General features: G+C 52.4%; 17 protein-coding genes. 3 read left to right on the forward strand and 14 right to left on the reverse strand.

Annotation, left to right across the window (positions count from 1 at the left end; translation table 11 throughout):
- Positions 1-10: 10 nt before the first annotated feature.
- The 7 genes from murD to mraZ form a co-directional block, all read right to left on the reverse strand.
- Entirely contained in the window at positions 11-1,354 is a 1,344-nt protein-coding gene (gene murD, locus B0B12_RS08165; protein WP_076667310.1) for a UDP-N-acetylmuramoyl-L-alanine--D-glutamate ligase, read from the reverse strand.
- A 19-nt stretch (positions 1,355-1,373) separates the two neighbouring features.
- A complete protein-coding gene (gene mraY / locus B0B12_RS08170) occupies positions 1,374-2,594 on the reverse strand; it encodes a phospho-N-acetylmuramoyl-pentapeptide-transferase (protein WP_076667312.1) in 1,221 nt (406 codons plus the stop codon).
- Between the two features lie 40 nt (positions 2,595-2,634).
- Positions 2,635-4,101 (reverse strand): UDP-N-acetylmuramoyl-L-alanyl-D-glutamate--2,6-diaminopimelate ligase, encoded by a 1,467-nt coding sequence (locus B0B12_RS08175; protein WP_076667314.1) that lies wholly within the window; start codon positions 4,099-4,101, stop codon positions 2,635-2,637.
- The gene (locus B0B12_RS08180; RefSeq protein ID WP_076667316.1) at positions 4,101-6,200 is read right to left on the reverse strand and encodes a penicillin-binding protein; all 2,100 of its coding nucleotides are present in this window, start codon (positions 6,198-6,200) and stop codon (positions 4,101-4,103) included. The genes B0B12_RS08175 and B0B12_RS08180 overlap by 1 nt, the downstream gene beginning before the upstream one ends.
- Complete coding sequence (locus tag B0B12_RS08185) at positions 6,190-6,612, reverse strand: FtsL-like putative cell division protein (RefSeq protein WP_342039362.1); 423 nt, start codon at positions 6,610-6,612, stop codon at positions 6,190-6,192. Before B0B12_RS08185 ends, B0B12_RS08180 begins: the two co-directional genes overlap by 11 nt.
- Positions 6,613-6,675: 63 nt before the next feature.
- A complete protein-coding gene (rsmH, locus tag B0B12_RS08190) occupies positions 6,676-7,578 on the reverse strand; it encodes a 16S rRNA (cytosine(1402)-N(4))-methyltransferase RsmH (protein ID WP_076667318.1) in 903 nt (300 codons plus the stop codon).
- Positions 7,578-8,045, reverse strand: coding sequence for a division/cell wall cluster transcriptional repressor MraZ (gene mraZ / locus B0B12_RS08195; RefSeq protein WP_076667320.1), 468 nt, complete (start codon positions 8,043-8,045; stop codon positions 7,578-7,580). The genes rsmH and mraZ overlap by 1 nt, the downstream gene beginning before the upstream one ends.
- A 392-nt stretch (positions 8,046-8,437) precedes the next feature.
- On the opposite strand from mraZ, the gene B0B12_RS08200 reads away from it, so the two are divergent.
- The 3 genes from B0B12_RS08200 (at position 8,438) to B0B12_RS08210 (ending at position 11,595) form a co-directional block, all read left to right on the forward strand.
- Positions 8,438-8,851 (forward strand): HYC_CC_PP family protein, encoded by a 414-nt coding sequence (locus B0B12_RS08200; RefSeq protein ID WP_244554637.1) that lies wholly within the window; start codon positions 8,438-8,440, stop codon positions 8,849-8,851.
- Between the two features lie 81 nt (positions 8,852-8,932).
- Positions 8,933-11,155 carry a TonB-dependent receptor gene (locus B0B12_RS08205; protein ID WP_076667322.1) on the forward strand — a complete coding sequence of 741 codons (2,223 nt, stop codon included), beginning with the start codon at positions 8,933-8,935 and terminating at the stop codon, positions 11,153-11,155.
- A gap of 89 nt (positions 11,156-11,244) precedes the next feature.
- Complete coding sequence (locus tag B0B12_RS08210) at positions 11,245-11,595, forward strand: heavy-metal-associated domain-containing protein (RefSeq protein ID WP_076667324.1); 351 nt, start codon at positions 11,245-11,247, stop codon at positions 11,593-11,595.
- A 184-nt stretch (positions 11,596-11,779) separates the two neighbouring features.
- Here the strand turns inward: B0B12_RS08210 and B0B12_RS08215 are convergent, their stop codons facing one another.
- The 7 genes from B0B12_RS08215 to B0B12_RS08245 all read right to left on the reverse strand — a co-directional run bounded on the left by B0B12_RS08215 (position 11,780) and on the right by B0B12_RS08245 (position 17,657).
- Positions 11,780-12,469, reverse strand: coding sequence for a fatty acid desaturase (locus tag B0B12_RS08215; protein ID WP_076667326.1), 690 nt, complete (start codon positions 12,467-12,469; stop codon positions 11,780-11,782).
- Positions 12,470-12,655: 186 nt separating this feature from the next.
- Positions 12,656-13,507, reverse strand: a complete 852-nt coding sequence (locus tag B0B12_RS08220; RefSeq protein ID WP_076667328.1) for a 4-hydroxy-3-methylbut-2-enyl diphosphate reductase — start codon at positions 13,505-13,507, stop codon at positions 12,656-12,658.
- 6 nt (positions 13,508-13,513) lie between these two features.
- Complete coding sequence (locus B0B12_RS08225; RefSeq protein ID WP_076667330.1) at positions 13,514-14,212, reverse strand: lycopene cyclase domain-containing protein; 699 nt, start codon at positions 14,210-14,212, stop codon at positions 13,514-13,516.
- A gap of 6 nt (positions 14,213-14,218) precedes the next feature.
- Complete coding sequence (locus tag B0B12_RS08230; RefSeq protein WP_076667332.1) at positions 14,219-14,755, reverse strand: hypothetical protein; 537 nt, start codon at positions 14,753-14,755, stop codon at positions 14,219-14,221.
- Positions 14,756-14,759: 4 nt separating this feature from the next.
- The gene (locus tag B0B12_RS08235) at positions 14,760-15,593 is read right to left on the reverse strand and encodes a phytoene/squalene synthase family protein (protein WP_076667334.1); all 834 of its coding nucleotides are present in this window, start codon (positions 15,591-15,593) and stop codon (positions 14,760-14,762) included.
- Positions 15,594-15,608: 15 nt separating this feature from the next.
- On the reverse strand, positions 15,609-17,111 hold the full coding sequence (locus B0B12_RS08240; RefSeq protein ID WP_076667336.1) for a phytoene desaturase family protein: 1,503 nt from the start codon (positions 17,109-17,111) through the stop codon (positions 15,609-15,611).
- A gap of 36 nt (positions 17,112-17,147) precedes the next feature.
- Entirely contained in the window at positions 17,148-17,657 is a 510-nt protein-coding gene (locus tag B0B12_RS08245) for an RNA polymerase sigma factor (RefSeq protein WP_076667338.1), read from the reverse strand.
- Positions 17,658-17,864: the final 207 nt, after the last annotated feature.

Raw genomic sequence — 17,864 nt, forward strand, 5'->3', positions numbered from 1 at the left:
AGTTAAAAACTTACTTTTTCAATACTATCTTCTCCACGGCCTCCTTGAAGCGCTGCCCCCGGTGCTCGTAATTGTTAAATAAATCAAAACTGGCGCAGGCCGGTGACAACAATACCACGTCGCCTGGCGTGGACAGCAACTTGCCCATGCGCACGGCATACTCGATCGAAGTCGTTTCCACTACCACCGGTACAATGCGCCCGAAAGCCTTTTTCAGCTTGTCGTTGTCCTTGCCCAGGCACACCAGCACTTTCACCTTCTCTTTGGCCAGATCGGTCAGCACGCTGTAGTCGTTGCCTTTGTCCACGCCACCCGCAATCCAGATGATCGGCTGCTTGATGCCTTCCAGGGCATAGTACACAGCCTCCACGTTGGTCGCTTTTGAGTCGTTGATGTAAGTAACTTCCCTTGAGACCGTGATCACCTGCAAGCGGTGTTCGGCGTTCTCAAAAGTTTCCAGTCCCTTCTCAATCTGGCTGTCCTCCACGCCCATCAGCTTAGCGACCGCCACGGCGGCCATGGTGTTGTACTGGTTGTGCTTGCCAATCAGGGCAGAGCGCGACGCATCGACATCGCCTTCGAAGAACTTCACATTGACTTTTACATGCGCCCCTTCACATAGTACTTTCGCACCTGGCGCTCCTTGGAGCGAGAATGGGATTGTGGTTCCGCCAAAAGACGCAGAATCGAACGCATTACGGATAATATCATCATCGCTGTTGTAGATAAAATAGTCCGCGCCGCTCATGTTCTGCGCAATGCGCATCTTAGAGGCGGCGTACTTGTTTAAGTCATAGCCATACCGGTCTAAGTGGTCTGGCGTAATATTTAACAGTACTCCAATATGTGCTTTAAACTGGTACATGTTGTCGAGCTGAAAACTGCTCAGCTCCACCACGTAGTACTCGTGCTTGTTGTCAATTACCTTTTCGGCCAGACTCTCTCCTATATTACCCGCAAGCCCTACGTTGATGCCTGCGTTCTTGAGCAGGTGGTAAGTCAGCAGCGTGGTGGTCGTCTTGCCGTTGGTGCCCGTAATGCAAATGAACTTCGCATCGGTATACCTGCCGGCGAACTCTATTTCCGATATCACCGGAATTCCCTTTTGGGTTGCCTCCCGAATGATGGCCGCCTTGTCCGGTATACCCGGGCTCTTCACGATTTCGTTGGCGGCCAGGATACGCTCGAAGGTATGGGTGCCTTCTTCGTAAGGTATAGCTGCTGTTGCGAGCTTGGCTTTGTACTCATCCTTGATCTGCCCCATGTCGGACACGAACACATCAAGCCCCTTTGCTTTGGCCAGCAATGCTGCGCCTACGCCACTTTCTCCCGCTCCGAGTATCGCTAGTTTCATGGTTTGTTTTCGTTAGGTTTTAGCGCAGTTTAAGGGTTGCCAATGTTAAAATTGCCAGCATGATGCCCACAATCCAGAAGCGTGACACGATCTTGGACTCGTGGTAGCCCAGTTTCTGGTAATGGTGGTGCAGCGGCGACATCTTGAAAATGCGTCGGCCCTCGCCATACTTCTTTTTCGTGTACTTGAAATAGCTCACCTGCAGCATTACCGACAGGTTCTCGATCAGGAAAATGCCGCACAGGATCGGAATCAGCAATTCCTTACGCACAATCAGGGCCATTACCGCGATAATACCGCCAATAGCCAAACTTCCGGTGTCGCCCATAAACACTTGTGCCGGGTACGAGTTATACCAAAGGAAACCCACGCAGGCACCCACAAAGGCCAGGGCAAAAATGGTCAGCTCACCTGAGTTCGGGATGAACATGATGTCCAGATAGTCTGCGAAAATAGTGTTACCGGATACCCAGGCAAAGATCGCCAATGTGAGGCCGATGATAGCCGAAGTGCCTGCCGCCAGCCCGTCGATGCCGTCGGTGATGTTGGCACCGTTCGATACGGCTGTGATCACCAGAATCACAAACGGGATATAGAGGTAGCACGACCAGTCTGCGAAAAGCGGACCCGCGAAAGAAAACAGATTGCAGTAATCGAGCTCGTTATTTTTGCGGAAAGGTATAGTCGTAATCATGGATTTGATGTCCACCCACTTGCTCGTGGCGTTCACGGCGGAGGTAGAACCATCAGTGAAGATGTACTGCCTTACGACAACATCGTCACTAAAGTATAGGGTCAAACCCACAATAATTCCTAAGCCTATCTGACCCAGCACCTTAAATTTTCCGGCCAGTCCCTCTTTGTTCTTTTTGAACACCTTGATGTAGTCGTCCAGAAAGCCAATCAGCCCCAGCCAAATTGTCGAAACGATCATCAGCAGCACGTATACGTTGTCCAGGCGGGCGAACAGCAGCGTCGGTACCAGGATCGCCAGCAGGATGATCAGACCACCCATGGTCGGGGTGCCCTTCTTCTCCATCTGGCCTTCCAGACCGAGGTCGCGGATGCTTTCGCCCACTTGCTTGCGCTGCAGCAGCTTAATGAGTCGGCCACCAAAAATCATCGCAATCAATAGTGACGTCAGTGTCGCCATACCTGCCCTGAACGAGATGTACTGAAATACACCCGCCCCAAAAAGGTCGTATTCACGGTCAAGGTATGTAAAGAGATGGTATAGCATTTAATCTATCGCCTGTTCGTATTCTGTTGTTTTCTATAGCTTATTTGCCAAGCAGTTGCAGGGCCTCCTGCAGTACCTGTTTGTCGTCGAATGGGTATTTCACGCCCTTTATCTCCTGATAGGTCTCGTGTCCCTTGCCGGCCACCAGTATGATGTCGTCTTTGCCGGCCAGCATGCAGGCCGTTCGGATCGCCTCTTTCCTATCGAGCACGCTCAGCGTCTTTTTAAAGTCGAGCGGTTTCACGCCTTTTTGCATGTCTTCGAGGATGGCCTGTGGCTCCTCAAAACGCGGATTGTCGGATGTCAGGATCACCTTGTCGCTCAGGCGGCAGGCAATGTCCGCCATCACCGGGCGCTTGGTCGCGTCGCGGTTCCCGCCACAGCCCACAACGGTAATCACTGTTTGCAACGGCGTGCGGATTTGCTGGATCGTGTTCAGCACGTTCTCCAGTGCGTCTGGGGTGTGGGCGTAGTCTACTATACCGGTGATCTGCTCCTGCTCCGACACGATGTAGTCGAAACGACCCGCCGCCGTGTTCAAGCTTGAGAGCACCGTGAGCACTTCTACCGGATCTTCGCCCAGCATCACGGCCACCCCATAGGCGCCCAACAGGTTGTAGGCGTTAAAGGCTCCTATCAGCTTGGCCCAGATCTCGTGTCCGTCCACCTCCAGGTGTAGCCCCTGCAGCGTGTTGTCGATCAGCCGCGCTTTGAAGTCGGTCACTTTGCGCAGCGAGAAATAGCGCACGTCCGCTTTAGTGTTCTGCACCATCACCGGACCACGCTTGTCGTCGGCGTTGATCAGGGCAAAGGCACCTTTTGGCAGCATGTCGAAGAAGGACTTCTTAGCCTTGATGTACTCGTCGAAGGTACCGTGGTAATCGAGGTGGTCGTGTGTGATGTTGGTAAACACGCCACCTGCGAAGTGTATACCTGCCACACGCTGCTGCACCATGGCATGCGAACTAACTTCCATAAAGGCGTAAGCACAACCGGCTTTCACCATCTTATCCAGCAGCGCATTCAGTGACACCGCATCCGGCGTGGTATGCGTCGAAGGTATAATTTCTTCGTCAATCTGGTTCTGCACCGTGGAAATCATACCCACGTGGTAGCCCAGCTCGCGGAACAGCTTGTGTAGCAACGTCACCGAAGTGGTTTTGCCGTTGGTGCCCGTTACGCCCACCAGTTTCAGTTTTCTGGATGGATGGCCGTAAAACGCAGCAGCCATCAAGCCCAAAGCCTGACCGCTGTCTTTTACTTTGATATAGGTAACTCCACTCGCCAACTCTGCAGGCAGTTCCTCACACACAATGGCTACCGCCTTTGCCTCCGCAGCTTTCGCTATGAAGTCATGTCCATCCACCTGCACGCCGCGCATGGCCACAAACAGCACTCCCTCCCGTACCTGACGCGAGTCGAAGGTGATTGACTCGACCTTCACGTTCAGTGGGCCGTGGCTTTCCAGCACGGTAACGTCTTTCAATATGTCCTGCAATAGCTGCATTAGCTCAGTACAATCGTAATTTTAGTCTCTTTATTTATTTCAGTGCCTGCCTGCACCGATTGCTTCACCACACGCTTGCCTGTGCCTTCCACACTCACTTTCAGGTGCTGATTCCCCAGAATAAACAGCGCATCGCGCAGTGTCATACCTGTCACGTCCGGCACTTGCCCACCCCTTACCGGGTTTGGCTCAAATTTGAGCGATCGCATTTGCGGCGTTACGCGCACCCACTCGTCGTCGCTGGTAGCAGTGGAGTGGTTGCTGACACCAATCCTGTTCAGGATCAGGCTCAGATCGTCGAGGCTGCCGGCTTTCACCTGTGGCAGGCTGTCCTTGTTTGGCGCCACTCGGGCACGCAGCGGCTGGTGCATGGCCAGGTCGCGGGCATAGGCCTTATCCGCCACTTCCTTAAACACCGGCGCGGCCACATCGCCGCCGTACACGTTCACCCCGCGCGGACTGTCGATGATCACAATGCAGCTGTACTTCGGGTTGTCGGCCGGGAAATAACCCGCAAACGAAGTAGAGTACAATCGCACGTACTTTCCATCCTTCACCTTGCGCGCCGTACCGGTTTTGCCGGCTACTTTGTAGTCGGCGCTGCGGAGGTTCTTGGCCGTACCGTTCTGTATCACGCCTTCGAGCATGGTGCGCACCTTTTTAATCGTCTCCTCCGAAGCAATGCGCTCGTTCAGCACACGCGTCTGGAAAGTCTGCACGACCTGGTCGGCACGGCGAATCTCTTTCACAATGATCGGCTGTACCTTCACGCCATTGTTGGCCACAGCATTGTAAAGCGCCAGCGTCTGGAGTGGAGCCAGCTTCATCTCGTAGCCAATCGACATGGAGGTGAGTGTGGTGCCATACCAGGTTTTGTCGCTCGCGTTCTTGATGTATGGTCTTGCCTCGCCATCCATCTGGAAACCCAGCGTGCTGCTCAAACCGAACTTGTGCAGGTAGTCCACAAAGGCTTGCGGATTGTCGCTGAAATTATCCTGGATCAGCTTCGCTATACCTATGTTCGAAGATTTCTCAAACACCTCTTGTGTCGTGAGCTTGCCGTAACCGCCGATTTTCACGTCGGTCATGGTCGTGTTTTTGATGCGGTACCGGCCGTCGCCTGTGTCCACTGTATCGGTCAGCTCCACGTTGGAGTGCTCGAACAGGGCCATCATGGAAGCCAGCTTGAAGGTAGAGCCCGGCTCTGTACGTCCCTGGTTACCAACCGCATAGTTATAGTCTTCGATGTAGCCTCCCTTCGTCTTGCCCAGGTTAGCCATCGCCTTGATCTCACCGGTCTTCACCTCCATCAGGATCACGCAACCGTAGTCGGCGTTCTTCTCCACCAATGCCTTGTAGAGGGCGTTCTCAGCCACGTCCTGCAGGTTGATGTCGATGGTGGTCTTGATGTCATACCCGTTCTGCGGGGCCACTTCCGTGCCGTCGTAGATCGGTTTGTTGCCGCCCGCTATACGCTCAAAAAGGGCCTCCCCATCGGTGCCTGCCAGATCGCCGTTGAAGCTGTACTCCAGTCCCGCGCCGTTCTTGTCTTCGTTGATAAAGCCGATCGTTCGCTCGGCCAGCATCCCGAAAGGCTTAAAGCGCTTCTCCACTTTCTCGAAGATCACGCCGCCCTTGTTTTTGCCCTCCCTGAAAATAGGCCAGCCCGCCATCAACTTTTTCTCCTGGTAGTTAATCTGGCGGCTATTCAGTCTGATATACCTCCTGCCGGCATGCCGTGCGTTCTTGATCTTGCGACGGTAATGCTCCGGCGACTGGTCTTTGTAGAAGCGCGACAGCAGCATGGCCAGCGAGTCTATACCCGCATTGAAGGTCTCTGTCTGGGCAATGGCCGGGTCAAAGGCCACGCGGTAAAACGGCAGCGACGTGGCCAATATGCTCTCGTTGTCAGAGTATATGTTGCCACGGGTAGCCGGCACCGGCTGGTAACGGATGCGGCGCTCCTTTGAGATCTGCTTCCACTTAGTACCGTCCAGCACCTGTATCTGCACAATTTTGTACATGATGGCACAGGCAAAGAGACATACCAGCAAAAACACGATCCGTACGCGCAGTACGATAGACTTCTTAATATTCATCTTCCGCTACTTCTACTTGATATGGTGGAGACGAACTTTCAACAAGGCCCAGGGGTGCCACGTTGCGCGCCACTTCAGACTGCTTGCTGGCGCCCATATAATCGGACTTCAGGGTGGTGTAATCCGCCCGGAGGTCTTCGGTCTCTACTTTGATCTTAGCTATTTTGCGGATGGTCTTCTCGGCATAGTGGGTGTTGCCGATGTAGAAGAGCGTAATGCCGGTCAGGAAAAGCACGTGCGGCAGGTACTTGGTTGGCACGCCCTCCTGAAACAGAAAGTCAACATTGGTGTATTTGTCCAGCCATTTGAAAAGACTGAACCCCTTCTTTTTAGCCTTTACCTCCGGCTTCACCTCTTCCTCGTGCTTCACGCGCAGCGTGTTGCCTTTGGGTGCGGCAGCTGTCTTAGTCATAAGGTTAGGAGCCATAGTTAAGTTTAGGTTACTACACTGTTGTTAAATCTATTTCTGCATTCGCTATCTCTTCTCTGCTATTCTTAGTTTAGCACTGCGTGAGCGGCTGTTTTCGAGCAACTCCTGTTCGGAGGCTGTGATCGGCTTGCGGCTAACGGCCTCCAGTGGCTTTATCTCATTGCCGAACAGGTCTTTCTCCACTTCGCCGAAGAACTTGCCTTTCGCGATAAAGTTCTTCACCAGCCGGTCTTCGAGGGAGTGGTAGGACATCACCACTAGTCGTCCGCCGGGCTTGAGCACGTCGGCCGCCTGCTCCAGCATTTCCTCGAGCGCTTTCAGCTCGTCGTTCACTTCTATTCTGAGCGCCTGAAACACTTGCGCCAGGTATTTGTTCTCCTTCCCACGCGGGGTGCAGGAGCTGATGGCTTGCTTAAACTCTCCGATCGTCTCGATCGGCTTCCGGGCCCGCTGCGCCACGATCACGGCGGCCAGCGTTTTGGCATTCTTCACCTCGCCGTAAATGCCGAAGATCTTGTGCAGTTGCTCCTGGCTGTAGGTGTTTACCACCTCACTGGCCGGCACGCCCGACTCCGGATCCATACGCATGTCCAGCGGACCGTCGAAGCGGGTTGAGAAGCCGCGCTCGGCCTCGTCGAACTGGTGCGACGACACACCCAGGTCTGCCAGAATACCGTCCACCTCTTTCACGCGGTACAGGCGCAGGTACTTTTTCAGATCCCGGAAGTTGGCCCGCACAAACGTAAAAGCCGGGCTGTCGATCTTCTTCGACTGTTCCTCGGCGTCACGGTCCTGGTCAAAAGAATAAAGCTGACCGGTTGTCAGCTTGCTCGCGATTACCCTGGAGTGCCCTCCCCCTCCAAACGTCACATCCACATACACACCGTCAGGTTTAATGTCAAGGGCGTCGATGCATTCCTGCAGCATAACCGGTCTGTGGTACTCCATTATAGCATAGGCGCTTCGGCCGGTTTATCTCCTAAAAACTTTTCAGCCAGTTGCGAGAAACTCTGCTGGTCCTTGATGAGGAAATCCTCATACCTGTCCGGATTCCAGATCTCCACGCGGTTTCCCAGCCCCACCACAATGGCTTCCTTCTCCAGATCGGCGAAGCGGGCCATGGTGCGCGGCACGATGAAACGGCCGGTGCCGTCCAGCTCAATCTCCGTGTTGCCACGGAAGAAATTGCGCTGAAACTGGCGATACTCCTCATTGAACTCGTTCAGCCCCGCCACCTTGTCGTAGATCGTCTTCCACTCCGATTTCGGGTAGAGCACCAGGCAGGGCTCAAAACCCCTTGTCAGCACGACATGATTGCCCGACGCCTCCGGCAGGTTGGATTTTATCTTTGCAGGTAAAACCAACCTTCCCTTCGGGTCAATCTTGCATTCATATTCGCCAGACAGGAAGTTCATGGAAATAGCAGTTATGTCCGTAGAGTTCTCGGAGTATACAAATGTAACGAAACAACAAATGTCCGCAACCACAATCTCCCACTTTTTACCACTTTGTGGATAAATTACGGTTATCCACCCCACTTATCCACATTATCCACATTTTGCCGACGTATTTTGCGGATAAGTTTATTTGCATAAAACATGGCCGTTTTTTAATATACGAGAGATTATATATTATAAACACTTGTAAATCAAATAATTAGACCCATAATCAGGTATAACAGCCATCCTCAGGAACAGGTTTTGAGCAAAAGTGGGACAAAGTGGAGAAAGTGGAAGAGAGTGGGGCGAAATCCCAGGGGTGGATAATTTTGGTGGTATTGTGGGAGGAAATCCCGTATATTTGTGCTGTGAATCAGACCATCCGCCATACGGTTTTATTGCTGCTGACCCTGAGCATTTTGCTGGGCTCGGTGGGCGTTGCCTTAAGCGAACAGTTGTGCCTGATGACCGGCCTGAAAATGACGGCCGCACAGGAGCAGGTGGACGGATGCTGCCAAAAGTCTGATTCGCAGGAGCATAAAGAACAGGAAGACGAAGACTGCTGCACCACAGCGATGACTTTCGAAAAGCTGGAGCCAGTTTCGTCCATCAAAGGCTTTACACTGGAGCTTCCGGTATTCTTCGCCATTCAGTTCACACCACTTTTTACCACCTGGGCTCCGGCTACCGCCACAGACCAGCGCATTCTCACCTACTCCGACAGCTCCCCCCCACTCTATGGGCGCCTACTGCTGCATTCCCTGCACATCCTGATCGTTTAGCATTTTAGTTTGCCTCTGCCAGCACCGGTTGCTATACCTGTGCCCATACCTGCATTCTGAAATTTTAAACGAATACGATTCATGCATTCCATTTTACCTGTGCGACACCTTTTCCGCGCTTTCGGTACGTTCGCACTCCTTTTAAGCATCCTGTTTCCTACCACAGCGCAGCAACTGACGGGCAAAGTGGTAGACAACACCACCGAACTCCCCCTGATCGGCGCCAATGCCGTCTGGAAGGGCACCTCCAAAGGTACGGCCACTGACGAGGCGGGCAACTTTACACTGCAGCTCAGCGACGCCCTGACCCCGGAAATCATCGTGACCTACCTCGGGTATAAGCCCGACACGATTGACGTGAGCGGCAAGACCTCTATCACTATTAGCCTTGCTCCGTCCAGTTCCATTAAAGAAGTAGTTGTGGAAGGGCAGCAGACGCGCTACTCCGCCCTCACCCCTACCAACTCCCAGATCATCACGACCCGCGACCTGGAGAAATCGGCCTGCTGCAACCTGGCGGAAAGCTTTGAAACCAATGCCTCCGTGGAAGTGTCCACCACAGATGCCGTATCGGGCGCCAAGCAGATCCAGATGCTGGGGCTCGACGGCTCCTATACCTTGCTCACCACCGACAACGTGCCGGCCCTGCGCGGCCTCTCTACTCCCTACCGCCTCAACTACCTGTCGGGCACCTACATCGAGTCGATTGACATCATCAAAGGAATGGGCTCGGTGCTCAACGGCTACGAGTCGATATCGGGGCAGGTGAACGTGAAGCTGCGGGACCCGGAGAAAACCGAGCGGCTATACTTCAATCTCTATGGCAACAGCCTGGCCAAATTCGACGCCAACCTGAACGTGTCGGCGCAGGTGAGCCCGAAGTGGAGCACGCTGCTGATGCTGCACTCCGACCACCTGGGCAACCGCGTGGACCGCAATAAGGACGGTTTTATGGACCTGGCGCTGGGCACGCACCACAATGTGTACAACAAGTGGAAGTATAAGCATGGCGACACCTGGGTATCGGAGTTCGGCTTCAACGCCCTCCGCGAGACAAAGCTGGGCGGGCAGATGAATTACACGAAGGGAGAACCAGTAAGTCCGACTCAGCGCTATGGTACCGAGTCTGAAACCGATCGCCTGTCTTTTTACAACAAGACCTCTTATACCTTTCCGGGCAGGCCGTACCAGAGCCTGGGCCTGATCACCTCCGGCGTACACCACAAGTTCAATTCCCTCTATGGACGCCGCCATTACAACGGCGAGCAGAACACCGGCGATCTCCGCTTCATCTTCCAGTCTATCATCGGACACACCGGCCATACCTATAAGGTAGGCGCCAGCTTCCTGTATGACGACTATACCGAGCGGCTGGAGCAGACCAGGCTGGCAAGAACCGAACGCGTGCCGGGTATCTTTGCGGAGTACATCTTCAACAATGCCGAAAACCTGACCGTGGTGGCAGGTGCCCGCACCGACTTCCACAACCTCTACGGTACGGTATTCACCCCACGCCTGAATGTGAAGTATGATTTCACGCCCAACACCATTTTCCGGGTGGCGGCAGGCAAGGGTTTCCGGGTAGCCAACCCGATTGCCGAGAACACGGCCGCGCTGGTCAGCAACCGCGCCTTTACTTTCCGGGAGGCACTGGAGCCGGAAAAGGCCTGGAATGTGGGTGGGTCCTTCACGCAGTACTTCGAGCTGGGCGGCCGTCCGGGCTCCTTCATCACCGACTACTACTATACCACGTTTCAGAACCAGGTGGTGGCAGACATGTACAGCAGCGCAAACCAGGTGGAGTTTTACAACCTGCAGGGCCGCTCCTTCTCGCGCAGTTTCCAGGCAGAGCTGCAGTATGAGGTGCTCAAGGGCTTCGACGTGAAGACGGCCTACAAGTACTTTGACGTGCAAACCGCCTATAATGGCAATCTACAACAGCGGCCGATGATACCACAGCACCGCTTTTTCGTGAACCTCGGTTTTGCCACCCCATTTGATAAATGGCGCGCCGACCTGACAACGCAGTTCTTCGGCCAGATGCCGTTGGCGTACATGGAAGGCCATGGCGGCGCAGCGAACGTTCAGAAGTCGGACTCTTTCTATACCTTGAACGGGCAGGTATCGCGGGCCTTTAAACGCTGGGAGATCTATGCCGGTGGTGAAAACCTGCTGAACTTCCGCCAACCTGACGCGATCAGAGGGGCAGCCAATCCGTTCGGTTCTGAATTCGACGCCAGCATGGTCTGGGGACCGATCACGGGCAGAATTATTTATGCTGGCTTGCGCTTTAAGATTGAGTAACGGCACATCGTTTGCATGACTCTACGAGCCTTGAAAAAAAATTAAATCACCATCATACATTCAAATTTTCACCAATAATTCATCACATCATGAAAATCTTCAGAAACCTAAGCCTAGCGTTCATCCTATTCTTTGCCACACTCAGCGTGCAGGCGCAGAGCGGAAACGAAAAAACCATTCAGATCAAGACCTCCGCTGTATGCGGCATGTGCAAGAAAAGTTTAGAAAAGGCGATGGCCTATGAGAAGGGCGTAAAGAAATCGTCGCTCGATGTAGACTCCAAAATGCTCACCGTGTCTTTCGACCCGAAGAAGACCAACGAAGACAAGATCCGCAAGGCTGTAAACGATACTGGCTACGACGCTGACGACAAACCAGCCACGCCGCGCGCCTACAATAAACTGGATGACTGCTGCCGCAAGGAAGCTGGCGCGCACTAGGCGCTTTGGGACAATGTGACAAAGGACAAAAGACTTCTTTGAGTTTAGTCTTTCACTCCGCCTTTATAGTTGCATTGTATAGTATTAATTAATAAAAAGGCCTGCTTCTGCGCTATCAGAAGCAGGCCTTTTCAATACCTAAAGTCCTTTGTCTCTTGTCAACCTATCCTTTGTCAAAAATCCCTCAGGATTTTGCCTTATACAGCTGCCACCAGGGCAAATACGGTTTGTCGTGGTGCTCGTAGTGGTAGCCGAAGAAATAACAGCTAACAAAAGCCCACAGGTGGTTCTTGGACTGTGTGCCGGACTTGTGCCGGTTATCAGGTGCATGCTCGCCGCGGTGTGGCAGATAGGTACCGAAATAGAAAAGTTGAAAAGTCGCGATAATGGCTGGCACCATCCAAAACATAATCACATTTTCGAGTGGGAAAAAGACCTGCAGCACATTGTAGGTAATGGCCATCAGCACGATCTGCCACCAGGTGATGTAATTCTTCAGAAAGCTGTAATACCAGGGGAAGAAGGAACCGTGGTGGTAATCCGGATCCTCTTCTGTCGCCACATGCCGGTGATGTTGATGGTGTTTGGGCAGTAGCCGCGGGTACCAGTTGTAGGCAAAAAGAAAGGCGGTGACGGTACCGATGAAACGGTTCAATTTTGGCCGGCCAGGAGCAGCCACACCATGCATGGCATCGTGGGCAGTGATGAACAGACCCGTATAGAGGTGCGTCTGCACCAACATGAACAGGTATGGGAGTGGCGAAGTAAAGTCAACCGGGAAGCGCAACAGGTATAGCAGCAAGCCAGACCAGCAGGCCACGATGAGGGCCGCGATGACTATACCTCTGTTATCTTTTCGGATTGATTTTGCCATAGTTCTTTTGACCAAAGATACATTGATAAAAGATGGGGCTGATGATTAGTTCAATGCTGGGTTTCTGGGAAACTATACCGCTTTGATAAATCTGGCGAGAGTATTGACCTGCTTAATTCCCGCAGCCTATACCTATACCTATGCAAGATTGGACAGGTCGCGACCTGTCACTACAACAGGATATACCTATACCTTCTCGCCCAACAACGCATCCCGCACCTGTTCCATCAGCCACATCGGTGTTGAGGTTGCGCCGCAAATACCAATAGTGTCGCCATCGGCAAACCACGCAGGCTGCAGTTCTTCCACCTTCGAGACAAAGTAAGTATCCGGATTAGTGTCTTTGCATACCTGGTACAGCACCTTGCCGTTACTCGACTTGGTGCCCGACACAAAAACGATCTTATCGAACTGGGCGGCGAACTTGCGCAGGTCTTTGTCGCGGTTCGATACCTGCCGGCAGATGGTGTCGTTGGCGTCGACCTCGTAGCCCTGCTGCTCCAACTTGTCCTTGATGTTATAGAAGTTGTTCGTACTCTTCGTGGTTTGGCTGTAGAGGGTGATCTTCTGCGGCAATTCACGCTGAAAAAGCTCCTCCATGCTCTCAAACACCACCGCCTTGTTATTTGTCTGCCCCAAAAGCCCCATTACCTCCGCGTGTCCGTGCTTGCCATAGATGTAGATCGGCTCGTCTTTGTCGTAAGAGCTTTTGATCCGGTTCTGCAGCTTGAGCACCACCGGACAGGAAGCGTCGATCAGGGTCAGATTGTTCTGCAAGGCTATTTGGTAAGTCGAAGGAGGCTCGCCGTGGGCGCGTATAAGCACGGCTTCACCGCGCAACTCTCTTAACTGCGCATGGTCGATAATGCGCAGGCCCCGTTGCTGCAGGCGCTCCACCTCCACGTCGTTGTGCACGATGTCGCCCAGGCAATACAGGTAGCCCTGCTCGGCAAGCAGGTCTTCGGCCATCTGAATGGCATAGACCACGCCGAAGCAAAAGCCTGAGTTTGGATCGATGGTGACTTGAAGGTTTCGCATATACCTTTATACAGCCAGACGTTGATATTGTTTAACTGCAAAGCGTTGCTTTAAGCCCTCATAGATCGAAATGGTGAGCAGGAGCATCAGCATGGAGTACATCGAATCCTCCACAGGTATAGACACAATGCGCAGCCCCAGGTTGTAACTATTGTTATACCAAACGATCGGCAGGTAGGTGAGCACGCCATTGACCAGCAGGAACGGCACCAGGTGCACGATGTAGGCCAGGTAAAAACGTCCCAACCTTTGGGTATTGAAATAATAATAGTGCACCCCCAGCATAGCAGCCAGCAAGGTGAACGTGATGGAGGTATAGAGTCTCTCGAGGTTGAAAGCGGCCAGGAGCAAAAGCACCGGAATCAGGAAAAAGGTGATGCTTTTGGCGTATGGCTGCAACAAGTCTTTGGTGATGTAAGCGTTGAGGCACTCGTAGATAAAGACACAAGCGTAGGGTACGGTTATGAAGAAAAGGACTTCCTCCAGTGGCAGGTTGAAGAGGTAAATGCCTACCAGATATTCCTCATTGAAGCCCCATATACCTGCCTGCGTGAAGAGTTCGTCCCAGATGATGAACAGGGCCGCGTTGATGAGAATGGCCGGCCACAAGTAGGGCCAGTTCTTGTAAAAAGTCACTTTCCTGTCAAACGAGAGCAACAGGGGAAACAGGATCGTGAAGATGTTCAGGTACAGGTATAGCGGCATCAGTATTTAAATCGATATGCGTTTGAGTCTTTGTTTTTCTTGTTCGGTGCAATGGTCCTTCGTCAGCATGAAAGCACGGATATCGCGGGCCATTTCGTTCGACAAGCCGGATTTCGGGTGACGCTCCAGACCGGCGATGATTTTGGCTTTGTCGTCTTCCAGGTTCTTGCTCAGGTTAAGGTAGCGCGGTACGTAATGCTCCACTGTAAAGCGGAGAAACCGTATTTCGGGGTTCGCGGCATCGAGTTGCACCGCCTCCTCAAATATTTCAGAAGACTTCTGCAAGTGCTTCATCTTCATGTAAGGGTTCCAGACGTGCTTGGCCATGATCGCCTCCGATACCGCTTTATAGGCCAGTACCACGGGGTTACTGTCCTCGTAATTGCTCATCAGCTTATGAAACTCCTTACCAGCCTTGCTGTCCTTGCTGGCCTCCAGAAACTGCACGCGCAGCTTCGATAATTTGTACTCCCTGGTGTTGTCAGCCAGCGCCGAGAAGCTAATAAACAGGAAAGCGAAAAGTAATTGTAAGCTATTCTTCACGTGGTTAGATGGCGTTAAGTTGGTACCTGACATAAGAGCCTAAAAGTAAGGCAAACTTTGTATTATCAGGTACTCTTACGCGCTCGTTTAAGATCTGGGTTGCCGGCAGCCCTTTGATTTTCCGGAAAAGCTTCAGATAATAGACATAGGCCAGGTATACACCCATGCGTGCCGAACGGGGCAAAGCCAGTATGCCGGCATAGGCGTCTTCAAAATCCTGAGCGATATCGGCCTCTATCTGCGCTTTGCACACATTGTTGAAGGTATGAATGTTCACGGCCGGAAAGTACACCCTGCCCCGGTCCTTGAAGTCGCTCTGCATGTCGCGCAGGAAGTTCACTTTCTGAAAGGCTGCCCCCAAACTGCAGGCTGGTTTTTTAAGCCGCTCAAACTGTTCTTCGTCGCCCTCACAGAATACTTTCAGGCACATCAGCCCCACCACTTCCGCAGAGCCATAGATGTACTCCTTATATAAAGATGGATCGTACACATGATCCTCTAAATCCATGGCCATGCTCTTCAGAAAAGCCTCGATGTAGGCACGGTCTATCTTGTACTCGTTCACCACGCACTGAAAAGCGTGCAGTACCGGGTTCAGGCTGATGCCTTGTTCAATAGCTTCAAAGGTCTGGCGGCTGAATTCCGTGAGCAGTTTGCGCTTGTCGTGCTCATGAAACGTGTCCACGATCTCGTCGGCGCAGCGCACAAAACCATAGATGGCGTAAATCGGGTCATGGAATTTGCGGTGCAGCGTTTTGATACCGAGCGTAAACGACGTGCTGTACGCCTCAGTAATCAGCTTGCTGCACTTCAGGCAGGTGTCTTTAAATAAATCCATAGTTTTACTGGGGCGTTAATTGCTTACTGGTAGTCGCTGACCTGGCGCATATTCCTTGGCTATTTCCTTGGCCACTACCTGCCCTGAGATAAGGGAAGGCGGAACGCCCGGACCCGGCACGGTCAGCTGTCCGGTATAGTAGAGGTTTTTCACTTTTTTGCTTTTGAGGCTAGGCTTGAGCAGAGCGGTCTGCATCAAGGTGTTGGCCAGCCCATAGGCGTTGCCTTTAAAGGCGTTGTAGTCAGCTATAAAATCGCGGTGCGCGTAGGTGCGTTTGTAGACCACAGCGCTGCGCACGTCCTGCTTGGTCAGGTGCTCGAGGCGTTCCATGATCAGATCGTAGTAGCGTTCCCGCAAGGCTTCTGTGTCTTCCAGACCCGGGGCTACTGGCATCAGCACAAACAGGTTCTCGCAGCCTTCCGGCGCCACGCTAGCATCTGTTACCGACGGAGCTGACACATAAAACAGCGGCTTAGCCGGCCATTTCGGGTCGGTATAGATTTCGTGGGCATGCGGACCAAAATCTTCGTCAAAGAACAGGTTGTGGTGACGCAGGTTGCTAAGTTTCTTGCCTATACCTAAATAGAAGATCAGACAGGAAGGCGCCATCACCCGCTTGTCCCAATAATCCTCGGTATAGCTTCTAAGTTCCGGTGCCAGCAATTGGCGTTCGACGTGGTGGTAATCGGCACTGGCCACAACCACGTCGGCCTCGAACATACCGGTGGCAGTCCGCACCCGGCGGGCTATTCCTTGCTCCACCTCTATCTCCTTCACATCCTGGTTGTAGAGGAACGATACACCCTTCTCTTCGGCCAACTGTACCATCCCTTCAATGATCTTGTACATACCGCCCAACGGGTACCAAGTACCCAGGCTGATGTCAGCATAGTTCATCAGGCTATACAAAGCCGGTGTGTTCTGTGGTAGTGCCCCCAGAAAGAGCACCGGAAACTCCATCAACTTAATGATCTTTTCGTGTGAAAAAAAGCGGCGGATGTGCGTGTGGATGGACTGAAACACATCCATGCGGAGCACATCCAGCAACAGGCGCAGGCTCATAAACTCTGTCACAGAGCGGCCGGGCTTATACACGAGTTGGTTTATACCTACTTCGTATTTGTAGGCGGCCTGTTCCAGAAACTGGTCGAGACGGGCGGCACTTCCCGGCTCCCATTGCTCAAACAGGGCTTTCAGTTCGTCCAGCGAAGCAGGCAGGTCGACAAAATCGTTTTCGCCAAACACCACGGTATAGGAAGGGTCAAGGCGGACGAGGTCATAGTAATCGGAAACGCTTTTGCCAAACTTGTTGAAGTACGACTCAAACACGTCGGGCATCCAGTACCAGCTCGGTCCCATGTCGAAGGTATAGCCGTCGGCCTCGAAGCTGCGGGCGCGACCGCCGGGTGTGGCGTTCTTTTCGAGCACCGTCACCTCATACCCCTGGTCAGCCAGGCTGGTGGCAGCCGAAAGACCCGAGAAGCCGGCACCGATCACGATCACTTTTTTTGACATCATCTAGAAATTTACTACAAAATCAGGTATAAGTTGTAATTAGTCGCCATAAACCTGCAGCATCTGCTTCAGTTCTTTGCGCGCTATGTGGATGCGATTCTTTACCGTTCCGATCGGAATGTTCAGTTTTTCAGCGATTTCTAAGTATTTATACCCAATGTAGTACATCATAAAAGGCGTGCGGTGCTCCTCATTTAATTTCGCAATGGCTGCCTTTATATCACTCATCACAAATGCCGCCGTCCCTTTATTCACCGTCACGAAGGTGTCGTCTGTGTTCATGTACTGCAGGTATTCTGTGCTATCGACGTTGCTGCTGCGCTTTGTTATTTTGTTGTAGTTGTTGATAAACGTGTTCCGCATGATGGTATAAAGCCAGGCCTTGAGGTTGGTGCCGGTGTTAAACTTCTCGCGGTTTGACAGCGCCTTGAGCAGTGTCTCCTGCACCAGGTCTTTGGCATCGTCCGCATTGCGAGTAAGGTTCATGGCTACCGGCTTCAACGAACCAGCTGCCAAGAGGATATGATTGGAAAATTCTACTGCCGTCATACTGTTTAACATTTATTGGTAATCACTAAACAATTATACGGGCTTAATTAATTTTTGTCAAATTTTGTTTAACATTTATTTGTAAAACATACACAAATTAGAAGATATAGAAGACCATAAATTATAACTTTAGGCAACTAAAAAGGCCAAACCGAAATTGGCTTGGCCTTTTTTGTTGAACTATACCTGCGTTAGCAGACTGTTTAA

This window comes from Pontibacter indicus, assembly GCF_900156345.1.
Taxonomy (GTDB): domain Bacteria; phylum Bacteroidota; class Bacteroidia; order Cytophagales; family Hymenobacteraceae; genus Pontibacter; species Pontibacter indicus.